The sequence below is a fragment of the Pseudooctadecabacter jejudonensis genome (assembly GCF_900172275.1).
GTDB lineage: Bacteria > Pseudomonadota > Alphaproteobacteria > Rhodobacterales > Rhodobacteraceae > Octadecabacter > Octadecabacter jejudonensis.
In genome coordinates, this window is sequence record NZ_FWFT01000003.1 from 326,428 (window position 1) to 341,640 (window position 15,213).

13 protein-coding genes and 1 pseudogene are annotated in these 15,213 nt (G+C 63.7%); 5 read left to right on the forward strand and 9 right to left on the reverse strand.

Annotated features, from left to right (window positions below; translation table 11 throughout):
• The first annotated feature begins 10 nt into the window (after window positions 1–10).
• Window positions 11–2,416: an ATP-dependent helicase HrpB gene (hrpB, locus tag PSJ8397_RS10725; RefSeq protein ID WP_085864877.1), complete on the forward strand. Its 2,406-nt coding sequence runs from the start codon at window positions 11–13 to the stop codon at window positions 2,414–2,416.
• Between the two features lie 165 nt (window positions 2,417–2,581).
• Here the strand turns inward: hrpB and gndA are convergent, their stop codons facing one another.
• The 7 genes and pseudogenes from gndA to PSJ8397_RS10755 form a co-directional block, all read right to left on the reverse strand.
• Entirely contained in the window at window positions 2,582–4,000 is a 1,419-nt protein-coding gene (gene gndA / locus PSJ8397_RS10730; protein ID WP_085864602.1) for an NADP-dependent phosphogluconate dehydrogenase, read from the reverse strand.
• A 113-nt stretch (window positions 4,001–4,113) separates the two neighbouring features.
• Window positions 4,114–4,896 carry an SGNH/GDSL hydrolase family protein gene (locus PSJ8397_RS10735; RefSeq protein ID WP_085864603.1) on the reverse strand — a complete coding sequence of 261 codons (783 nt, stop codon included), beginning with the start codon at window positions 4,894–4,896 and terminating at the stop codon, window positions 4,114–4,116.
• A gap of 186 nt (window positions 4,897–5,082) precedes the next feature.
• Window positions 5,083–5,841 carry an SGNH/GDSL hydrolase family protein gene (locus PSJ8397_RS10740; protein WP_085864604.1) on the reverse strand — a complete coding sequence of 253 codons (759 nt, stop codon included), beginning with the start codon at window positions 5,839–5,841 and terminating at the stop codon, window positions 5,083–5,085.
• 266 nt (window positions 5,842–6,107) lie between these two features.
• Window positions 6,108–6,227, reverse strand: a pseudogene (locus tag PSJ8397_RS17425) (ornithine carbamoyltransferase); the annotation flags it as partial.
• Between the two features lie 172 nt (window positions 6,228–6,399).
• A complete protein-coding gene (argF, locus tag PSJ8397_RS10745) occupies window positions 6,400–7,305 on the reverse strand; it encodes an ornithine carbamoyltransferase (protein ID WP_085864605.1) in 906 nt (301 codons plus the stop codon).
• 84 nt (window positions 7,306–7,389) lie between these two features.
• Window positions 7,390–7,827, reverse strand: a complete 438-nt coding sequence (locus PSJ8397_RS10750; protein ID WP_159453129.1) for a GNAT family N-acetyltransferase — start codon at window positions 7,825–7,827, stop codon at window positions 7,390–7,392.
• 31 nt (window positions 7,828–7,858) lie between these two features.
• The gene (locus PSJ8397_RS10755) at window positions 7,859–9,040 is read right to left on the reverse strand and encodes an aspartate aminotransferase family protein (protein WP_085864607.1); all 1,182 of its coding nucleotides are present in this window, start codon (window positions 9,038–9,040) and stop codon (window positions 7,859–7,861) included.
• A 251-nt stretch (window positions 9,041–9,291) separates the two neighbouring features.
• On the opposite strand from PSJ8397_RS10755, the gene PSJ8397_RS10760 reads away from it, so the two are divergent.
• Window positions 9,292–10,254, forward strand: a complete 963-nt coding sequence (locus PSJ8397_RS10760) for a DMT family transporter (RefSeq protein WP_235000691.1) — start codon at window positions 9,292–9,294, stop codon at window positions 10,252–10,254.
• Here PSJ8397_RS10760 and PSJ8397_RS10765 read toward each other — a convergent pair.
• A complete protein-coding gene (locus PSJ8397_RS10765) occupies window positions 10,226–11,047 on the reverse strand; it encodes an ABC transporter permease (RefSeq protein WP_407691743.1) in 822 nt (273 codons plus the stop codon). The two genes, PSJ8397_RS10760 and PSJ8397_RS10765, sit on opposite strands and share 29 nt — an antisense overlap.
• A 175-nt stretch (window positions 11,048–11,222) precedes the next feature.
• Between PSJ8397_RS10765 and PSJ8397_RS10770 the strand changes: the two genes are divergently transcribed.
• Window positions 11,223–11,828 (forward strand): GcrA family cell cycle regulator, encoded by a 606-nt coding sequence (locus tag PSJ8397_RS10770; RefSeq protein ID WP_085864610.1) that lies wholly within the window; start codon window positions 11,223–11,225, stop codon window positions 11,826–11,828.
• A gap of 46 nt (window positions 11,829–11,874) precedes the next feature.
• Window positions 11,875–13,170: a 3-deoxy-D-manno-octulosonic acid transferase gene (locus PSJ8397_RS10775; protein ID WP_085864611.1), complete on the forward strand. Its 1,296-nt coding sequence runs from the start codon at window positions 11,875–11,877 to the stop codon at window positions 13,168–13,170.
• 83 nt (window positions 13,171–13,253) lie between these two features.
• Here the strand turns inward: PSJ8397_RS10775 and PSJ8397_RS10780 are convergent, their stop codons facing one another.
• Window positions 13,254–14,165, reverse strand: a complete 912-nt coding sequence (locus tag PSJ8397_RS10780; protein ID WP_085864612.1) for a pirin family protein — start codon at window positions 14,163–14,165, stop codon at window positions 13,254–13,256.
• Window positions 14,166–14,327: 162 nt separating this feature from the next.
• On the opposite strand from PSJ8397_RS10780, the gene PSJ8397_RS10785 reads away from it, so the two are divergent.
• The gene (locus PSJ8397_RS10785) at window positions 14,328–15,197 is read left to right on the forward strand and encodes a lysophospholipid acyltransferase family protein (RefSeq protein WP_085864878.1); all 870 of its coding nucleotides are present in this window, start codon (window positions 14,328–14,330) and stop codon (window positions 15,195–15,197) included.
• Window positions 15,198–15,213: the final 16 nt, after the last annotated feature.

Genomic DNA, 15,213 nt, shown 5'->3' on the forward strand with positions numbered 1-15,213 from the left:
CAAAGAGGCAATGTTGCAGCCCCTGCCCATAGATGACGTGTTGGACGATTTGCGTGCGTGCCTGGCAGATGCCGGTGCCGTCGTGCTGCAGGCCCCGCCCGGGGCGGGCAAGACGACGCGGGTGCCGCTGGCGCTGTTGGACGACATCACCGGCAAGATCGTGATGTTGGAGCCGCGCCGACTGGCGGCACGCGCTGCCGCGGAGCGTTTGGCGGAGGGGTTGGGGGAGCCCGTGGGCCAGTCCGTCGGCTACCGCATGCGCGGCGACAGCGTGGCGGGGCGCCGGATTGAGGTGGTGACCGAAGGGATCCTCACGCGGATGCTGCAGAGCGATCCTGAGTTGTCCGGCGTCGGCTGCGTGATTTTCGATGAATTCCACGAACGGTCCCTGAATGCCGATCTGGGGCTGGCGCTGGTGCTGGAGGTCCGCGCGGCCTTGCGAGAGGATTTGGCGCTGATCGTCATGTCCGCCACCTTGGATGCGGGGCCCGTGGCCGAGCTGATCGGGGCACCTGTGGTCACATCGCGGGGGCGCAGTTTTCCGGTGGAGGACCGATGGCTGGACCGACCCTTGCGCAAGGAGGCGCGGCTGGAGGCCGCAGCGGCTGATCTGGTTCTTCAAGCGGTGGACGAGGCCGAGGGCGGTGTCTTGGTATTCCTACCTGGCGAAGGCGAAATCCGGCGGGTCGAGGGCGCATTGGCGGGCCGATTGCCGCAGGGCTGTGTGGTGCGTCCGCTCTATGGCGCCATGGGGTTTGCGGAACAGCGGGCGGCGATTGCACCCGTTAAGACCGGCCGTAAAGTAGTCTTGGCCACGTCCATCGCAGAGACATCGCTGACCATTGAAGACATCCGCGTGGTCGTCGACGCGGGCCGCGCGCGGCGCGCTCGGTTCGATCCCGGATCCGGCATGTCGCGGCTGGTCACCGAGCGCGTCACGCGCGCAGAAGCCACCCAACGGGCGGGCCGCGCGGGCCGTGTGGCCCCAGGCGTGGCCTATAAGCTCTGGGCGCGGGCGGAGGATGGCGCCTTGTTGGCCTATCCCCCAGCCGAGATCGAGACGGCAGATTTGACGGGGCTTGCGTTGGAATTGGCCAATTGGGGCAGCGATGCCCTGCCTTTTCTGACCCCACCGCCCGCGGCAGCACTGGCCGAGGCACGCGCGCTTTTGGCCGACCTTGGCGCGCTGGAGGGAGGACGTATTACCGACCACGGCCGCGCGCTGGCACGTTTGCCGCTGCATCCGCGGTTGGGCCATATGGTGACGTTGGGGGGCGCTGCAGCGGCGCCCTTGGCAGCGTTGCTCAGCGATCGTGATATCCTGATGGGCGCGCCTGTGGATCTGGGCCTGCGTTTGCGGGCGCTGGCGGGTGAGCGCGTGGCCTTTGGCACCCACAAGACCGCCCTGCCCCGCGTCCGCCAAGAGGCCAAACGGCTGGCCAAGCTGGCCCCCAGACCCTCCCATACACTGCCGCCAGAGGCACTGGCCGCACTCGCTTACCCCGACCGCATCGCAAAACGGCGCAAGGGGGACACGCCGCGCTATGTCATGTCGGGGGGCAAGGGGGCCGTATTGGCGGGCGACGACCCGCTCGCAGCGTCGCCCTATCTGGTGATCACTGACACGGATGGCCACGCGCGCGACGCCAAGATCCGCGCGGCCCTGCCCATAGACGAGGCGCTGATCCGCGACATCGCAGCCGACCGCATCACGCCCGTGAACGCCTGCCACTGGTCCAAACGGGACCACAAAGTGCTGGCCCGCACACAAGAGAGGCTGGGCGCGGTGGTGCTGTCTGATCTGCCGTGGAAGAGCGCCCCGCCAGACGCCATGGCGGCTGCAATGGTCGACGGTATCCGCCAGATTGGCCTGCGATTTTCGCCCGCAGCTGAAAGGTTCCGCACCCGCGTGGCGTTGATGCGGGGGCAGAACGCCGACCTGCCAGATATGTCCGATGACGCTTTATTGAAGACGTTGGAGGACTGGTTGCAGCCCCACCTTGCAGGCGTGCACACCGCCGCCGATTGGAAGGCGTTTGACGCGCTGCCCGCGCTGCGCGCCATGCTGGATTGGGCTCAGATGCAGCGGCTGGACAGTGAGGTGCCCAGCCATTTCACCACGCCGCTGGGCCACGACAAACCCATTGACTACAGCGGCGAGGCCCCCGAAATCACCCTGCGCCTGCAAGAGATGTTTGGGACCACAACCCATCCCACCGTCGCAGGCCGCCCCCTGCGCGTGACCTTCCTGTCGCCCGGTCATAAACCGATCCAGACGACGATGGATGTGCCAGGGTTCTGGGCCTCGTCCTATGCGGATGTGCGCAAAGACATGCGCGGGCGCTATCCCAAACACCCCTGGCCCGAGGATCCGACACAGGCGGACCCAACCTTGCGGGCGAAACCGCGTAAATAACACGCACCGCCGGCGGTCGTTCTCGTTGTCTTTGTTTCAAAAATATCCCGGGGGGAGGCGCCTTGCGCCCGGGGGGCTGGCCCCCCGACCCACAATCGCCAAGGTCCGCCGTCCTCTCCGGCCCAGCCTCCCGCCGTCCGCAGGACCCGATCGTCAGATCGTCCCTCAGCCCGCGTCGTCCCACCACGGTCCGTGTTGGTCCTCACGGCCATCCAGACGCACAAACCCGTGGCGGCCAAAGAAATCCCGCTGGGCTTGGATCACATCGGCAGTCCCGCGGGCGTGGCGCATGGTGTCGAGGAAAAACAACGCGGACGACAGCGCGGGCGTGGCGTGGCCGTGGGTGGCGGCGGCACAGACGGTTTTGCGCAGCGCGAGGGACGCGGCCTTCAGGCGGTCCACGAGGGGCGGCGCGAAAATCAGCTCGCCCTCGGGCAGATCGCTGCGGAACGCGCTGGCGATGTCGTCCAACAGCACCGAGCGGATGATGCACCCCGCGCGCCAGACTTCAGCCGTGCGGGCCATGTCGATGGACCAGTCAAATTCCTCCGAAGCGGCCTTCAGGATGCGGAAGCCTTGCGCATAGGACAGGATGCGGCCCACCAGCAGGGCGTCGTGCAATATCTCATCACTCAGATCAATCGCCGCACGGCAGGCGCCGAAGATGTCTTCGCCCTTGGCGCGCACCCCCACTTCGGACGACAGGGCGCGGGCGGCCACCGCCGCTTCGATGATAGAGGCAGAGCGGCCCATGCGAATGGCCTCAATCGCGGTCCAGCGGCCGGTGCCTTTTTGCCCTGCGGCGTCGAGGATCACATCCACCGCCGGTTTGCCCGTTTCGGTGTCCGTGGCCTGCAACACCTTGCCCGTGATCTCAACCAGATAGCTGCCAAGGGGGCCGTCGTCCCAGCCCTCAAACACCTTGCCAATCTCGGCGGGGGTATCGCCGCGGCCATAGCGCATCAGCCCGTAAATTTCGGCAATCAGCTGCATGTCGGCGTATTCGATGCCGTTGTGCACGGTTTTCACGAAATGGCCCGCGCCGTCAGGCCCGAGATGGTCGGCACAGGGCGCGCCTTCGAATTTGGCAGAGATCGCTTCGATCACCGGGCGCACGGCGTCCCAGGCCTCGGGCGTGCCGCCCACCATGATGGAGGGGCCGTGGCGCGCGCCGTCCTCGCCCCCCGACACGCCCATGCCGATGTAGGTCAGGCCTGCGTCTTCGACTTTGGCCGTGCGGGCGCGGGTCTCGCGGAAATCGGAGTTGCCGGCGTCAATGATGGTATCGCCGTCCTCAAGCAGGGGGATCAGCGTGTCGATGGTGCTGTCCACGGGGCGGCCCGAGGGCACCATGAGGATGATCGCGCGGGGGGCGGGCATGGCTTTGACCATGTCCTCAAGGCTGTCCGATCCGGTCAGGCGTTCGGCCAACCCTTCGTCACGGGCTTCGTCCACAAAGGCGGGCACAGCTTTGGCGGAGCGGTTGGACACATAAAGCCCAAACCCCTTGTCCAGAATGTTCAACGCCAATGCGCTGCCCATGGTGCCAAGGCCATAAAGGCCCAATGTTGCTGTGTCCGTCATGTCATGTCCTTTGCGGCTGTTGCCTTTCAGCTAGACACGGCCTGTGTGATTGACAAGGTCTTCACGGGGGGAAAGCCTGAACTGGGTAAGGTCCGGGCCGCGCCGGTCGGGCGTCAGGTTTGCGTGCGATCAAGGATCAGGTCCGCTGCGGCCTCGGCCCATGCGGTGTAGACGGGCGCGCCGGGATGAAAGCCGTCCTCGGCCATCATGTGCACGGATAGATCCATGGCTGCGGGCAGATACGTGACGTTTGGCATATCGCGCACAAGGCCCGCCAAGGCGCGATCAAACCGCGCGGCCTGATGGCCCAGCGCCCAGCGCAGGGGGCTGTACACAGGCCCCGAAAGGCGCGGAAATTGCCAGATCGGCGGCAGGCCAGAGACGATGACGTGACCTGCGCCCAACGTGTCCGTCAGATACCCGATCAAGGCCCGCTGCTGATCCAGCCAGACAGACAGGCGGGTGCCGCGGATGACGTCGTTGACGCCAAGCCCCGTCACCACCACGTCGGCACGTCGCGGTTGTGCCGCCTTGAGCCTGCGCAGCGCCATGGGCGTGGTGTCCCCGCAGCGCGCGATCAACTGCCAGTCGACGCGCGCATGGCGGGCCAGCTGGCCCACCAACTGGCCTGACAAGGCCTGCGACTGGGTGCTGACGCCAACCCCCGCGGCAGAGCTGTCGCCGGTGATCAAAAGACGCAGATCGCGCCCCTCCCCCGCGACCCCGTCGCGCGGGCCTTTGGGTTCCTGCAGGCGCACCGTGTTGTATTTGACCCACGGGCCCTGGCTGATCAGCACCGGATAAAAGGCCAGGCCGTGGGCCACGCCCCCAGCACGGCCCAAGGGCGCGGGATGGTTGGCTGTCAGCGGTGCGGACGAAGGGGGGATGTCGGACATCGATACGCGAGGTGGCTTTACATAAACGGGTTTGATCGTCGCCAGTCCCCACCAAGGGGTCCGACATCCCTTAGAAGTAGACAGCTCTGCCGGGGGGGCAAGTCCTCCGTGACCCAGGGGCCGCGTTATTTGCGCACTTTGGCGACAAACCCCTGTTGCAACCGCAAGATGAAGGGGGAAGTGGGCCTAGAGGCCCAGATCAATCGCCAGTCGGGCCGACAGCATGCGTGCCCATTCCGCATAGACACTCCCCCGTGGGTGATACCCGTCGGCGGCCATATTGTCGGGGCCAAGGGTCAGATCGAGGGTGACATAGCTGGCGTCGCCACGCACCGCCAGATGGTCACGCAAGGCGCGATCAAATCGTTCGGCCTGATGGCCCAACACCCACCGCAGCGGCCCCGTCAGCCGTGGGAATTGCCACAGCGGCGGCACGCCCGTCACATAGACGTGACGGGCCCCATGCGTATCGCGCAGCTGGTCAATCAAGGTGTCGGTCTGACGCAACCACTGGCGCAACGGTGTGCCGGAGGTGATGTCATTGACGCCCAATCCGGTGATCGCCACATCGGCGCGGCCTGCACCCGACCTGCGCAATTGGCGCGACGCCATGGGCGTGGTGTTGCCGCATTTGGCCACCAGTTGCCAATGCAGCCGCGCCCGAGGTGTCATTTCGCGGATCAGATGGCCCGACAAGGCGTTGTCCTGCGTGGCGACGCCAACCCCCGCGGTGGAGCTGTCGCCCACGATCAAAACGCGCAAATCCGGCCCGTTGCCCACCGTCCCCTCACGGGGGCCAACCGGTTCCGGCAACCGCGGGGTGCGAAATTTGACATAAGGCCCTTGGGTCAGCAGCACAGGATAAAAGCACAGCCGGTGCAGCAGGGCCGAGGACGCGGCAAGGGGCGCGGGGTGGACAGATGGGAACGCATGACTATCGGACATGATCTGAACAAGGGTCGATGAACAAACTTAACGGTCGCTAAATGCAGCGTACGGTCCTTTGGTTCCGGTGACGTCAGGTCAAGGTTTGTGGGGATGCTCGGGCCTGACCTTTGCCCGTCCGTCCGGCGACACGGGCGGGATTTGAGTTTTTCGGGTCAGATGAAGACAGGCGGCGTCCCCATCCCGCAGAGGTCCGTGAAGGCCCGACCCGCAGGCAGCGATTGCCGTGCAATCGCGGTGCGGGATGGGACGGGTTGCAGGGGCCGTCAGCGCCCCAGGCAATGCCGCATGATGGCTTTTTGCGCGTGCAGGCGGTTTTCGGCCTCGTCCCAGATGAACCATTGGTTCGACGACCCGCAGGCAGCGATTGCCGTGCAATCGCGGTGCGGGATGGGACGGGTTGCAGGGGCCGTCAGCGCCCCAGGCAATGCCGCATGATGGCTTTTGGGGCGTGCAGGCGGTTTTCGGCCTCGTCCCCGTTGAACCATTGGTTCGACGACCCGCAGGCAGTGATTGCCGCGCAATCGCGGTGCGGGATGGGACGGGTTACAGAGGCTGTCAGCGCCCCAGGCAGTGCCGCATGATGGCTTTTTGCGCGTGCAGGCGGTTTTCGGCCTCGTCCCAGATGACGGAGTTGGGGCCGTCCATGACCTCGGATGTGGCCTCGTCATCGCGGTGGGCCGGCAGGCAGTGCATGAAGAGTGCGTCGTCTTTGGCCGCTGACATCAGTTGCGTGTTGACCTGATAGCCGCGCAGCTGGTTGTGGCGCCGTTCGCGCGCCGATTGTGGATCGTGCATGGAGACCCAGGTGTCGGTGACGACCAGATCTGCGCCTTCGACCGCCTTCATCGGGTCGCGTTCGGTTGTATAAAGGCCATCGAGGGCGGGTTCGGGCTGCAGGGTTTCGGGGCCGGTGAATGTGAGGTCAAAGTCGAACTGTTTGGCGGCATGGGCAAAGGAGGCGAAGACATTGTTGCCGTCGCCCGACCAGACGACCTTTTTGCCTTTGATGGGGCCGTTGTGTTCCTCAAACGTCAGCACATCGGCCATGATCTGGCACGGATGCGTGCGGTCTGTCAGGCCGTTGATCACGGGGACGGAGGCATATTCGGCCATCTCCAGCAGGGTTTGTTCTTCGAATGTGCGGATCATGATGAGGTCCACGTAGCGGCTGAGGACGCGGGCGGTGTCGGCGATGGTTTCGCCGTGCCCCAACTGCATGTCCTTGCCAGAGAGCACCATCGTCTGCCCGCCCATCTGGCGCACGCCCACGTCAAAGCTGATGCGCGTGCGGGTCGATGGTTTCTCAAAAATCAGCGCGACCATGTGGTTTTTGAGAGGCTGGTCTTCGTCCGGTGTGCCTTTGGGCAGACCCGCACGGCGCGCTTTCATGGCGGCGGCGGTGTCGATGATGGACCGCAGATCTTGGGGAGAGGTTTTGTGGATGTCGAGGAAATGGGTCATGTCGTGTCGTCTCAGTTGGGGCGGGGGAACAAAATTCCGGAATTTTGTTGCTTGTCGCGCGAGGGGGGGGTGGGCAGATGAAGGTCAGGGGTGGCGCATCACCTGTACCGGGTCGCCGTCTTCGCAGGGGCGGATCGCCAGCGGGGTGAAGCCTGCCCGGGTGTAGGCCGCAATGGCGCGGGTGTTGGCGGGGTCGGGATCGGTGAGGATGACGGGGAAGTCGCGTCGCAACTCAGCCAGACGCGCGGCGATATAGCCTGCCCCGTGCCCTTGGCCCAGATAGGCCGGATCACCCAGAAAGGTATCGATGGCGCGCGCGTCTTGGGGTTGGTCGGCATACTGCGGCGCGTCCCATGCGTGGGCGTTGTAATCCTGAATATAGGCAAAGGGGGTGCCGTCATGACAGGCCAGCCGCATGTCCACGCGGCCCGTGTCCATGTCCTCTTCGACCAGACGGGCCTCTGTCCCGCCGTCGCCCCACCAGCCCTCGATATGGGGCTGGGCGAGCCACGCTTTGAACATCGGCAGATCCCCGCGCGTTATGGGCACGAAACTATACACCGAGCGCAACCTTGGTGGCCGCGCGATCCAGTCGCGTGAGGGCCGCGTCGATCTCATCATCCGTCAGCGTCAGGGGCGGCAGCAGGCGCACCACATTGTCTGCCGCGGGCACGGTCAGGATCTCTTCGTCGTATCCTGCCGCGACAACATCCGTGTTGGCGGCCACGCATTTCAGGCCAAGCATAAGGCCCGACCCGCGCACGCTTTCGAACACACTCGGGTGGGTCGCCACGAGGCTTTCGAGCTTTTGCCGCAGCGCACCCGCTTTGCGGTTGACCTCAGCCAGAAAGCCGTCGCCGGTCACGATCTGCATCACTTTGACGCCCACCGCACAGGCCAGCGGGTTGCCGCCATAGGTGGATCCATGGGTGCCCGCTGTCATGCCCGAGGCCGCGTCTTCGGTGGCCAAGACAGCGCCCAAGGGAAAGCCGCCGCCGATGCCTTTGGCGACCATCATGATGTCCGGCGTCACACCGGCCCATTCGTGGGCAAACAGCTTACCCGTCCGGCCGACGCCGCATTGCACCTCATCCAGGATCATCAGGATCCCCAGTTCATCGCACAAATCGCGCAACCCCTTGAGGCAGGCATCAGGCAACGGGCGGATGCCGCCTTCGCCCTGCACCGGTTCCACCAGAATGGCGCCCACGGTTTTGGACGTGGCGGCCGCGCGCAGGGCGTCGTGATCGCCAAAGGGCAGATGCACGAAGCCCGGAAGCAAAGGCCCCATGCCGTGGGTCATCTTTTCGGACCCGGCGGCGGCGATCCCTGCGGCGGAGCGACCGTGGAACGACCCCTCAAACGTAATGATATCCGTGCGCTCTGGCTGGCCTTTGTCGTGCCAGTATTTGCGCGCCATTTTCACGGCCAATTCACAGCTTTCCGTGCCGGAGTTGGTGAAGAACGTGGTGTCCGCAAAGGTATGTTCTGCCAACAGATCCGCCAACTTTTGCTGGGCCTTGATCTGATAGAGGTTGGAGACATGCCACAAGCTGTTGGCCTGTTCCGACAATGCCGCGACCAAGGCAGGATGGGCGTGGCCCAGCGCATTCACGGCAATGCCTGCGCCGAGGTCCAGAAAACGTCGGCCGTCTGCCTCAACCAGCCAGGTGCCTTCGCCTTTGACAAAGGTCAGCGGCGCGCGGGTGTAGGTGGGCAGAACGGTCGAAATCATGGGACTTTCCCCTTGGTAAAATTAAGGGCCTTTGGTGCGGGACCGGTGGCCATAAGTCAACGATGTTTGGATGGGTGAAAACGAAAGGAACGGCACACGGGGGTGCGCGCGGATCAGGGGCGATCAGCGTCGGCGTCGGAGGGGGGTGCGGTTCACATGCGTTTTCATGGGGCGTGCATAGCGACATGCGGTGCGCGCTGGCAAGCCCTAATCCGCTTGCCCCCTGCCCTGCGCCGTGACAGCAACGCCCCATGACCCGTCCCGTAAGCCCCACCGTAAGCCGCCCCATGACCGACCCCACCTCCCGCGCGCAGAACCCAAAATTGGCCGTTGGGCTGATCCTTGTGGCCACGATGTTCATCGCAGGCACCACCCTGGCGGCCAAGGCGCTGGGCACAGACGTGTTGGGCGCGCCGCTGCATCCGCTGCAGATCACCCATGGGCGGTTTGCCTTTGCCTTGGCGGGGTTTTTGTGTGTCGCGGCGGTGATGCGCCCCAAGATCACCGCGCCCAATCTGAAACTGCACATCGGGCGCACGGCCTTTGGGGCGGCGGGGGTGACGTTTATGTTTGCTGCGGTCGCGTTTATCCCGCTGGCAGATGCCACCGCGATCTCGTTCCTCAATCCGGTGTTCGGGATGATCCTCGCCATTCCGTTCTTGGGCGAAAAGGTGGGGCGCGTGCGCTGGGCTGCGGCGGCCATCGCGTTTGCCGGGGCCGTGGTATTGCTGCGCCCGGGGCCGGACAGCTTTCAGGTGGCCGCTTTGCTGGCGGTGGGGGCCGCGCTTGCCTTGGGGTTTGAACTCATTTTCATCAAAAAGCTCAGCAGGCGAGAGCCGCCTTTGCAGATCCTGCTGATCAACAACACCATCGGCTGGCTGCTGATCTCAACCGTGATGATCCCCTATTGGCAGGCGCCAACTGCCCCGCAATGGGCGGTGTTGGTGGCCTTGGGGCTGATGATGGCCTGTGCGCAGACCTGTTTTGTCAACGCCATGGCGCGGGCGGATGCGTCCTATGTGACGCCGTTCACCTACCTGACGTTGATCTTTGCGGCCGCCTACGACTGGGCCATTTTCGCAGCCGTTCCCGATGGGATCACGCTGCTGGGGGCTGCGATCATCGTCTCGGGCGCGGCACTGCTGGCCTGGAGAGAGGCGCGCGTGGGCCGGAGCACAGCGCCGGTTATGCCTTCAGCCGGTAGCCAGACCTAAGCCAGCGCCACACCAGCGCCAGCACAACAACCGTGGCGATCAAAACGACACCCAGCCCCACCCAAGGGCTGCTGTCGCTCACCCCAAGAAAGCCGTATCGCACCCCGTCGATGATGTAGAAAAACGGGTTCCAGTGGCAGAAAGTTTGCAAAGCGGGCGGCAAAGCCTCGATCGAATAGAACGTGCCCGACAGGAACGCCAAAGGGGCGACAACAAAGTTTGTGACCGCCGACATCTGGTCAAACTTCACCGCATAAACGGCGGCAATCATGCCAAGCCCACCCATAAACACAGACCCCAACAGCACAAAGACCAGCGCCCAAACGGGATGGGCCAAAGGCGTGCCCAAGGCCACAATCGCACCGCCCGCGATCACCACGGCCACAATCAACCCGCGCGCCACTGCCCCCGCCAGATAGCCCACCAACAACTCACCCGCAGACAAGGGCGGCATCAAGGTGTCCACGATATTGCCCCCCACCTTGGCCGAAATGATCGAGGATGAGGTGTTCGCAAAGGCGTTCTGGATCACCGTCATCGTCAGAATGCCCGGCACCAAAAAATCAATATACGGCACGCCCATCACATCCCCGCGCCGCGCACCAATCGCAATCGTAAACACCATGAGCAACAGACCCGCATTCACCAACGGCCCCATGACCGTCTGCGACCAGACATTCATGAACCGCAGAACCTCGCGCCGCGCCAGGGTCCATGTGCCCAGCCAGTTGACGGCCCCAAACCGCCGCACGCCCATATCCATCCGGTCTGCCATCGTGATCCCTGCCTTCATCTGACCCAAAAAACTCGCCCCGCAGGGCCGGTCTGCAACACGGCACCCCGGACGGCGGACAATTTGCCGCCATCGCCTTGTAACCGCGCCTCAGGTGCTTAGAATAGGGGATCAAATGAATTCTCAACCCCGTATCCGACAAATCGGGGTCCAGCCGAAGATAAGTGGAACAGATATGTCTTGGACCGACGAACGCGTCGAAGTGTTGAAAAAGATGTGGGGCGAAGGCCAGTCCGCCAGCCAGATCGCCAAAGAACTGGGCGGCGTGACCCGCAATGCCGTCATCGGCAAGGTGCACCGCTTGGGGCTAAGCAACCGCGCAGGCTCAGGCGGCAACGCCAAAACCGCAGCCCCCAAGGCTGAGGCCAAGGCCAAGCCAGCGGCAAAGGCGGCCCCCAAAAAGGCAGCGCCCAAAAAAGCGCCGGAACCTGAAGCACAGGTTGAAGAACCGCGCACTGTCTCCGCCTCGCCCCCGCCGCAGCCCAAAATGTCCGCCGCGCGCCGCGCGATCATCCCCGCAGGCCAGCCCCTGCCGCCCCAGCCCTCGGCCAACGAAATCTCACCTGAGGCTTTGGCAAAGGTGAATGAGGTCGAAAAGACCGCCAAGAAAATCTCCCTGATGGAGCTGACAGAGAAAACCTGCAAATGGCCCGTAGGCGACCCCGCAACAGATCAGTTCTGGTTCTGCGGCCTGCCGGTGCAGCAGGGCAAACCCTATTGTGAGGCCCACGTGGGCGTGGCGTTCCAGCCCATGTCGTCGCGCCGCGATCGCCGCAGGTAATCTCTAAAATTCCGGAATTTTAGACACCCGTCGGAGAGGTTGAGGCATGATCCTGCGGGTGTTTTCCATCACTTACCGGTTGATCTGGCTCGTCCTGACACCGCTGGTGCTGGTCTACATCTGGCACCGTGGCAGACGGGATCCCGACTATCGCGCCCATTTGGGCGAAAGGTTTGGCCATTATCCCGATCTGCCGCAAAACGGCATCTGGATTCACGCGGTCAGCCTGGGCGAGGTCCGTTCTGCCGTTCCCTTGGCCCGTGCTTTGCTGGCCAAAGGCGAGGTCATCATCTTCACCCATTTTACCCCCGCGGGCCGACGTGAGGCCCATAAGGTGTTCGCAGACGACATCGCCGCCGGTCGCGTGGCCTCCGTCTGGGTGCCGCTGGACATGCGATGGGTCTTTGGCCGTTTTTTCCGCGCCTGCCGCCCCAAAATGGGCCTGACCATGGAGATTGAGATTTGGCCCGCCATGGTCCTCTCCGCCCGCGCAAAGGGCGTGCCGCTTTACATGTGCAACGCGCAATACCCGTCGAAATCGCTGGACCGAGACAGTCGAAATCTGCGGCTGCGGCAAAAAATCATGGGCAAATTTGCGGGTGCATTTGTCAAATCTCAACTTCAAGCGGACAGGTTTGCATCCGTCGCTGTGCCCAATATCAACATCACCGGTGAGCTGCGATTTGACCAACCCATCCCACCTGCCCTTTTGACCGCAGCGGAGGCACTCCGACCCCGGCTGACGCGGCCCGTGGTGACCTTTGCCAGCGCCGTTGAGGGGGAGGATGACATCTACATCGACGCGATCAAAACCCTCGTCTCGCACCCGCACGCCCCGCTGATCGTCTATGTCCCGCGCGCACCGGAACGGTTCGATACCGTGGCCGAAATGTTGCGCGACGCAGGCTTGAGCGTGGCGCGGCGCAGCGCCGTGTTTGACGCAGATTTGGCGGTAACCCAATGGCCCACGCCCCTGCCCGATGTGCTGTTGGGCGACAGTTTGGGGGAGATGTATTTCTACCTGTCGCTGGCCGACCGCGTAGTTGTCGGCGGCGGGTTTCATCCCCACGGGGCGCACAACATCATCGAACCGCTGGCGGTGGGAAAACCCGTGGTCACGGGCCCCACAACCTACACAATCGAATATCCCTTTGTGGAGGCCGAGGCCGCAGGCGTCGTCAAATCTGTTAATGATGCCAATGAGCTAGCCGATGTTCTGTCCGGCCCGCCATGGACGACTGACAGAGACATGCGGGCCTTTATGGCGGCCCATTCCGGCGCCGCCGACCGCACGGCGCGGGCGATTTTTTCGGAAATTGCCGGGCGCCCAAACTCTCATTGAGAGTTTGACGACAGACTTTCGAGGAAAGTCTGCCGCCCTCTTCCGATCAGTGCGCAAGCAAAGGTGGACACCGGTTTTGCCGATCAGTGCGCGGGTTTAATAAACGTGCCGTTGCGCAGGTCGCGCATGGCCTGCATCAGCTCTTCTTGGGTGTTCATCACGATGGGGCCATGCCAGGCCACGGGTTCTTCAATGGGCGCGCCTGAGATCAGCAAGAAACGCACGCCCTCTTCCCCCGCTTGCACGGTCACTTCGTCGCCGGTGCCAAAACGAATGAGGGTGCGATCACCGCTCAGATCGCGGATGTTGACCTCCTCGCCCATCACCTCTTTTTCGAGCAACACGCCCGACGGGGTTGAAGCATCGGCAAAGGCCGCCTGACCTTCGAACACATAGGCGAAGGCCCTCCGATAGGTGTCGATCTTGAACGTCTTTTTGACGCCCGTAGGGATCGTCACATCCAGATATTGCGGATCGGCAGCGATGCCGTCGACGGGGCCGGTTTTGCCCCAGAATTCACCGACGATCACGCGCACGATGGTGCCGTCATCGTCAATCACCTCTGGGATCTCCTTGGCCTCAACATCCTGATAACGGGGGGCTGTCATCTTCTGGCTGCTGGGCAGATTGCCCCACAGCTGGAACCCGTGCATCTGGCCTGCGGCGTTGCCGTGGGGCATTTCCTGATGCAGGATGCCCGATCCGGCGGTCATCCATTGCACGTCGCCCGCGCCCAGGGTGCCGGTGTTGCCCAGACTGTCGCCGTGCTCCACCGTGCCTTTCAGAACATAGGTGATGGTTTCGATCCCGCGGTGCGGGTGCCACGGAAACCCCTTTTCGAAATGGGCGGGCACATCGTTGCGAAAATCATCAAACAGCAGGAACGGGTCCAGTTCGGACGGGTCCTGAAAGCCGAATGCGCGGTGCAGATGCACGCCTGCGCCTTCCATTGTAGGGGTCGCCTGGCGGGTCTCAAGTGTGGGTCTGATGGACATGATATGCCTCCTTTCATCAGGGATGACGCACTGATAAGCCCCTGCAGCCATGCGGGCAACGGGCGTTGCAACACGCATATTGTGCAGCGCCGCACAGAAGAGGCCCTGTGGCGGCATCCAAGGCTTGCGAGGGCGCGCGCCGCGGCCTACACCAGCCCCACCATGCGCACTTATGACACTGCCACGTGGTCCGATTGGGCCGTTGACCGCGCGCTGCGCGGCATCATCGGCACTGCCCTTGCCCTGCCCTATGCCCGCCGGATCCGCTGGTTCGGGGCCGCGATTGAAAGAGGCGTCGGCCCGCTGTCGGGCTACCGCAAACGGGCGGAACGTCAGGTGGCGATGATCTGGCCGGACATGGCCGAGGGGGACGTGAAACGCATCGCCCGCGCCTGTTGCAACAATTTCGGGCGCACCATGATTGAGGGGTATTCAAAAGAAGAATACACGCGGCATCTGTCCGGTGTAACCCCCACCGGCGCGGGGCTTGAGGCACTGGCACAGGCCAAGGCCGAGGGTCGCCCCGTGCTGTTTGTGACAGGGCATTTCGGCAACCACGATGCGCCGCGCCATGTGTTGAACCGTCTGGGCTACACCATTGGCGGGATCTATAAACCGATCTCAAACCCCTATTTCAACGATCATTATGTCAGCACGATCAATACAGTGTCCGGCCCTGTGTTTCCCATCGACCGCGACGGGATGGCCGGATTTATGCGGATGCTGCGCGACGGGGGCATGGGCACGATGTTGTTTGATGTGCGGGTCAAGAAATACCCTGCGATCCCGTTTTTGGGCGTACCGGCCCACACGTCTACGGGTCTTGGGTCCATCGCGCTGAAGACGGGGGCGCTGATCGTGCCCTATTTTGGCACCCGCCAGCCCGACGGGCTGTCGTTTGATGTGGCGGTTGAGGCGCCGGTCGATCTGACCACTCCCGACCAGATCATGCGCGACGTCACCGACCGGCTGGAGGCGCGGATCGAGGCACAGCCGGAGCAGTATTTCTGGGTGCATCGCCGCTGGGACTGACGCGGTGCGGACCAGC

Excerpts from the sequence above, each read along its gene's own strand:
- hrpB (WP_085864877.1), top strand. The coding sequence starts at position 11 with ATGTTGCAGCCCCTGCCCATAGATGACGTGTTGGACGATTTGCGTGCG.
- gndA (WP_085864602.1), bottom strand. The coding sequence starts at position 4,000 with ATGACGGACACAGCAACATTGGGCCTTTATGGCCTTGGCACCATGGGC.
- PSJ8397_RS10735 (WP_085864603.1), bottom strand. The coding sequence starts at position 4,896 with ATGTCCGACATCCCCCCTTCGTCCGCACCGCTGACAGCCAACCATCCC.
- PSJ8397_RS10740 (WP_085864604.1), bottom strand. The coding sequence starts at position 5,841 with ATGTCCGATAGTCATGCGTTCCCATCTGTCCACCCCGCGCCCCTTGCC.
- argF (WP_085864605.1), bottom strand. The coding sequence starts at position 7,305 with ATGACCCATTTCCTCGACATCCACAAAACCTCTCCCCAAGATCTGCGG.
- PSJ8397_RS10750 (WP_159453129.1), bottom strand. The coding sequence starts at position 7,827 with ATGTTCAAAGCGTGGCTCGCCCAGCCCCATATCGAGGGCTGGTGGGGC.
- PSJ8397_RS10755 (WP_085864607.1), bottom strand. The coding sequence starts at position 9,040 with ATGATTTCGACCGTTCTGCCCACCTACACCCGCGCGCCGCTGACCTTT.
- PSJ8397_RS10760 (WP_235000691.1), top strand. The coding sequence starts at position 9,292 with ATGACCCGTCCCGTAAGCCCCACCGTAAGCCGCCCCATGACCGACCCC.
- PSJ8397_RS10765 (WP_407691743.1), bottom strand. The coding sequence starts at position 11,047 with ATGAAGGCAGGGATCACGATGGCAGACCGGATGGATATGGGCGTGCGG.
- PSJ8397_RS10770 (WP_085864610.1), top strand. The coding sequence starts at position 11,223 with ATGTCTTGGACCGACGAACGCGTCGAAGTGTTGAAAAAGATGTGGGGC.
- PSJ8397_RS10775 (WP_085864611.1), top strand. The coding sequence starts at position 11,875 with ATGATCCTGCGGGTGTTTTCCATCACTTACCGGTTGATCTGGCTCGTC.
- PSJ8397_RS10780 (WP_085864612.1), bottom strand. The coding sequence starts at position 14,165 with ATGTCCATCAGACCCACACTTGAGACCCGCCAGGCGACCCCTACAATG.
- PSJ8397_RS10785 (WP_085864878.1), top strand. The coding sequence starts at position 14,328 with ATGCGCACTTATGACACTGCCACGTGGTCCGATTGGGCCGTTGACCGC.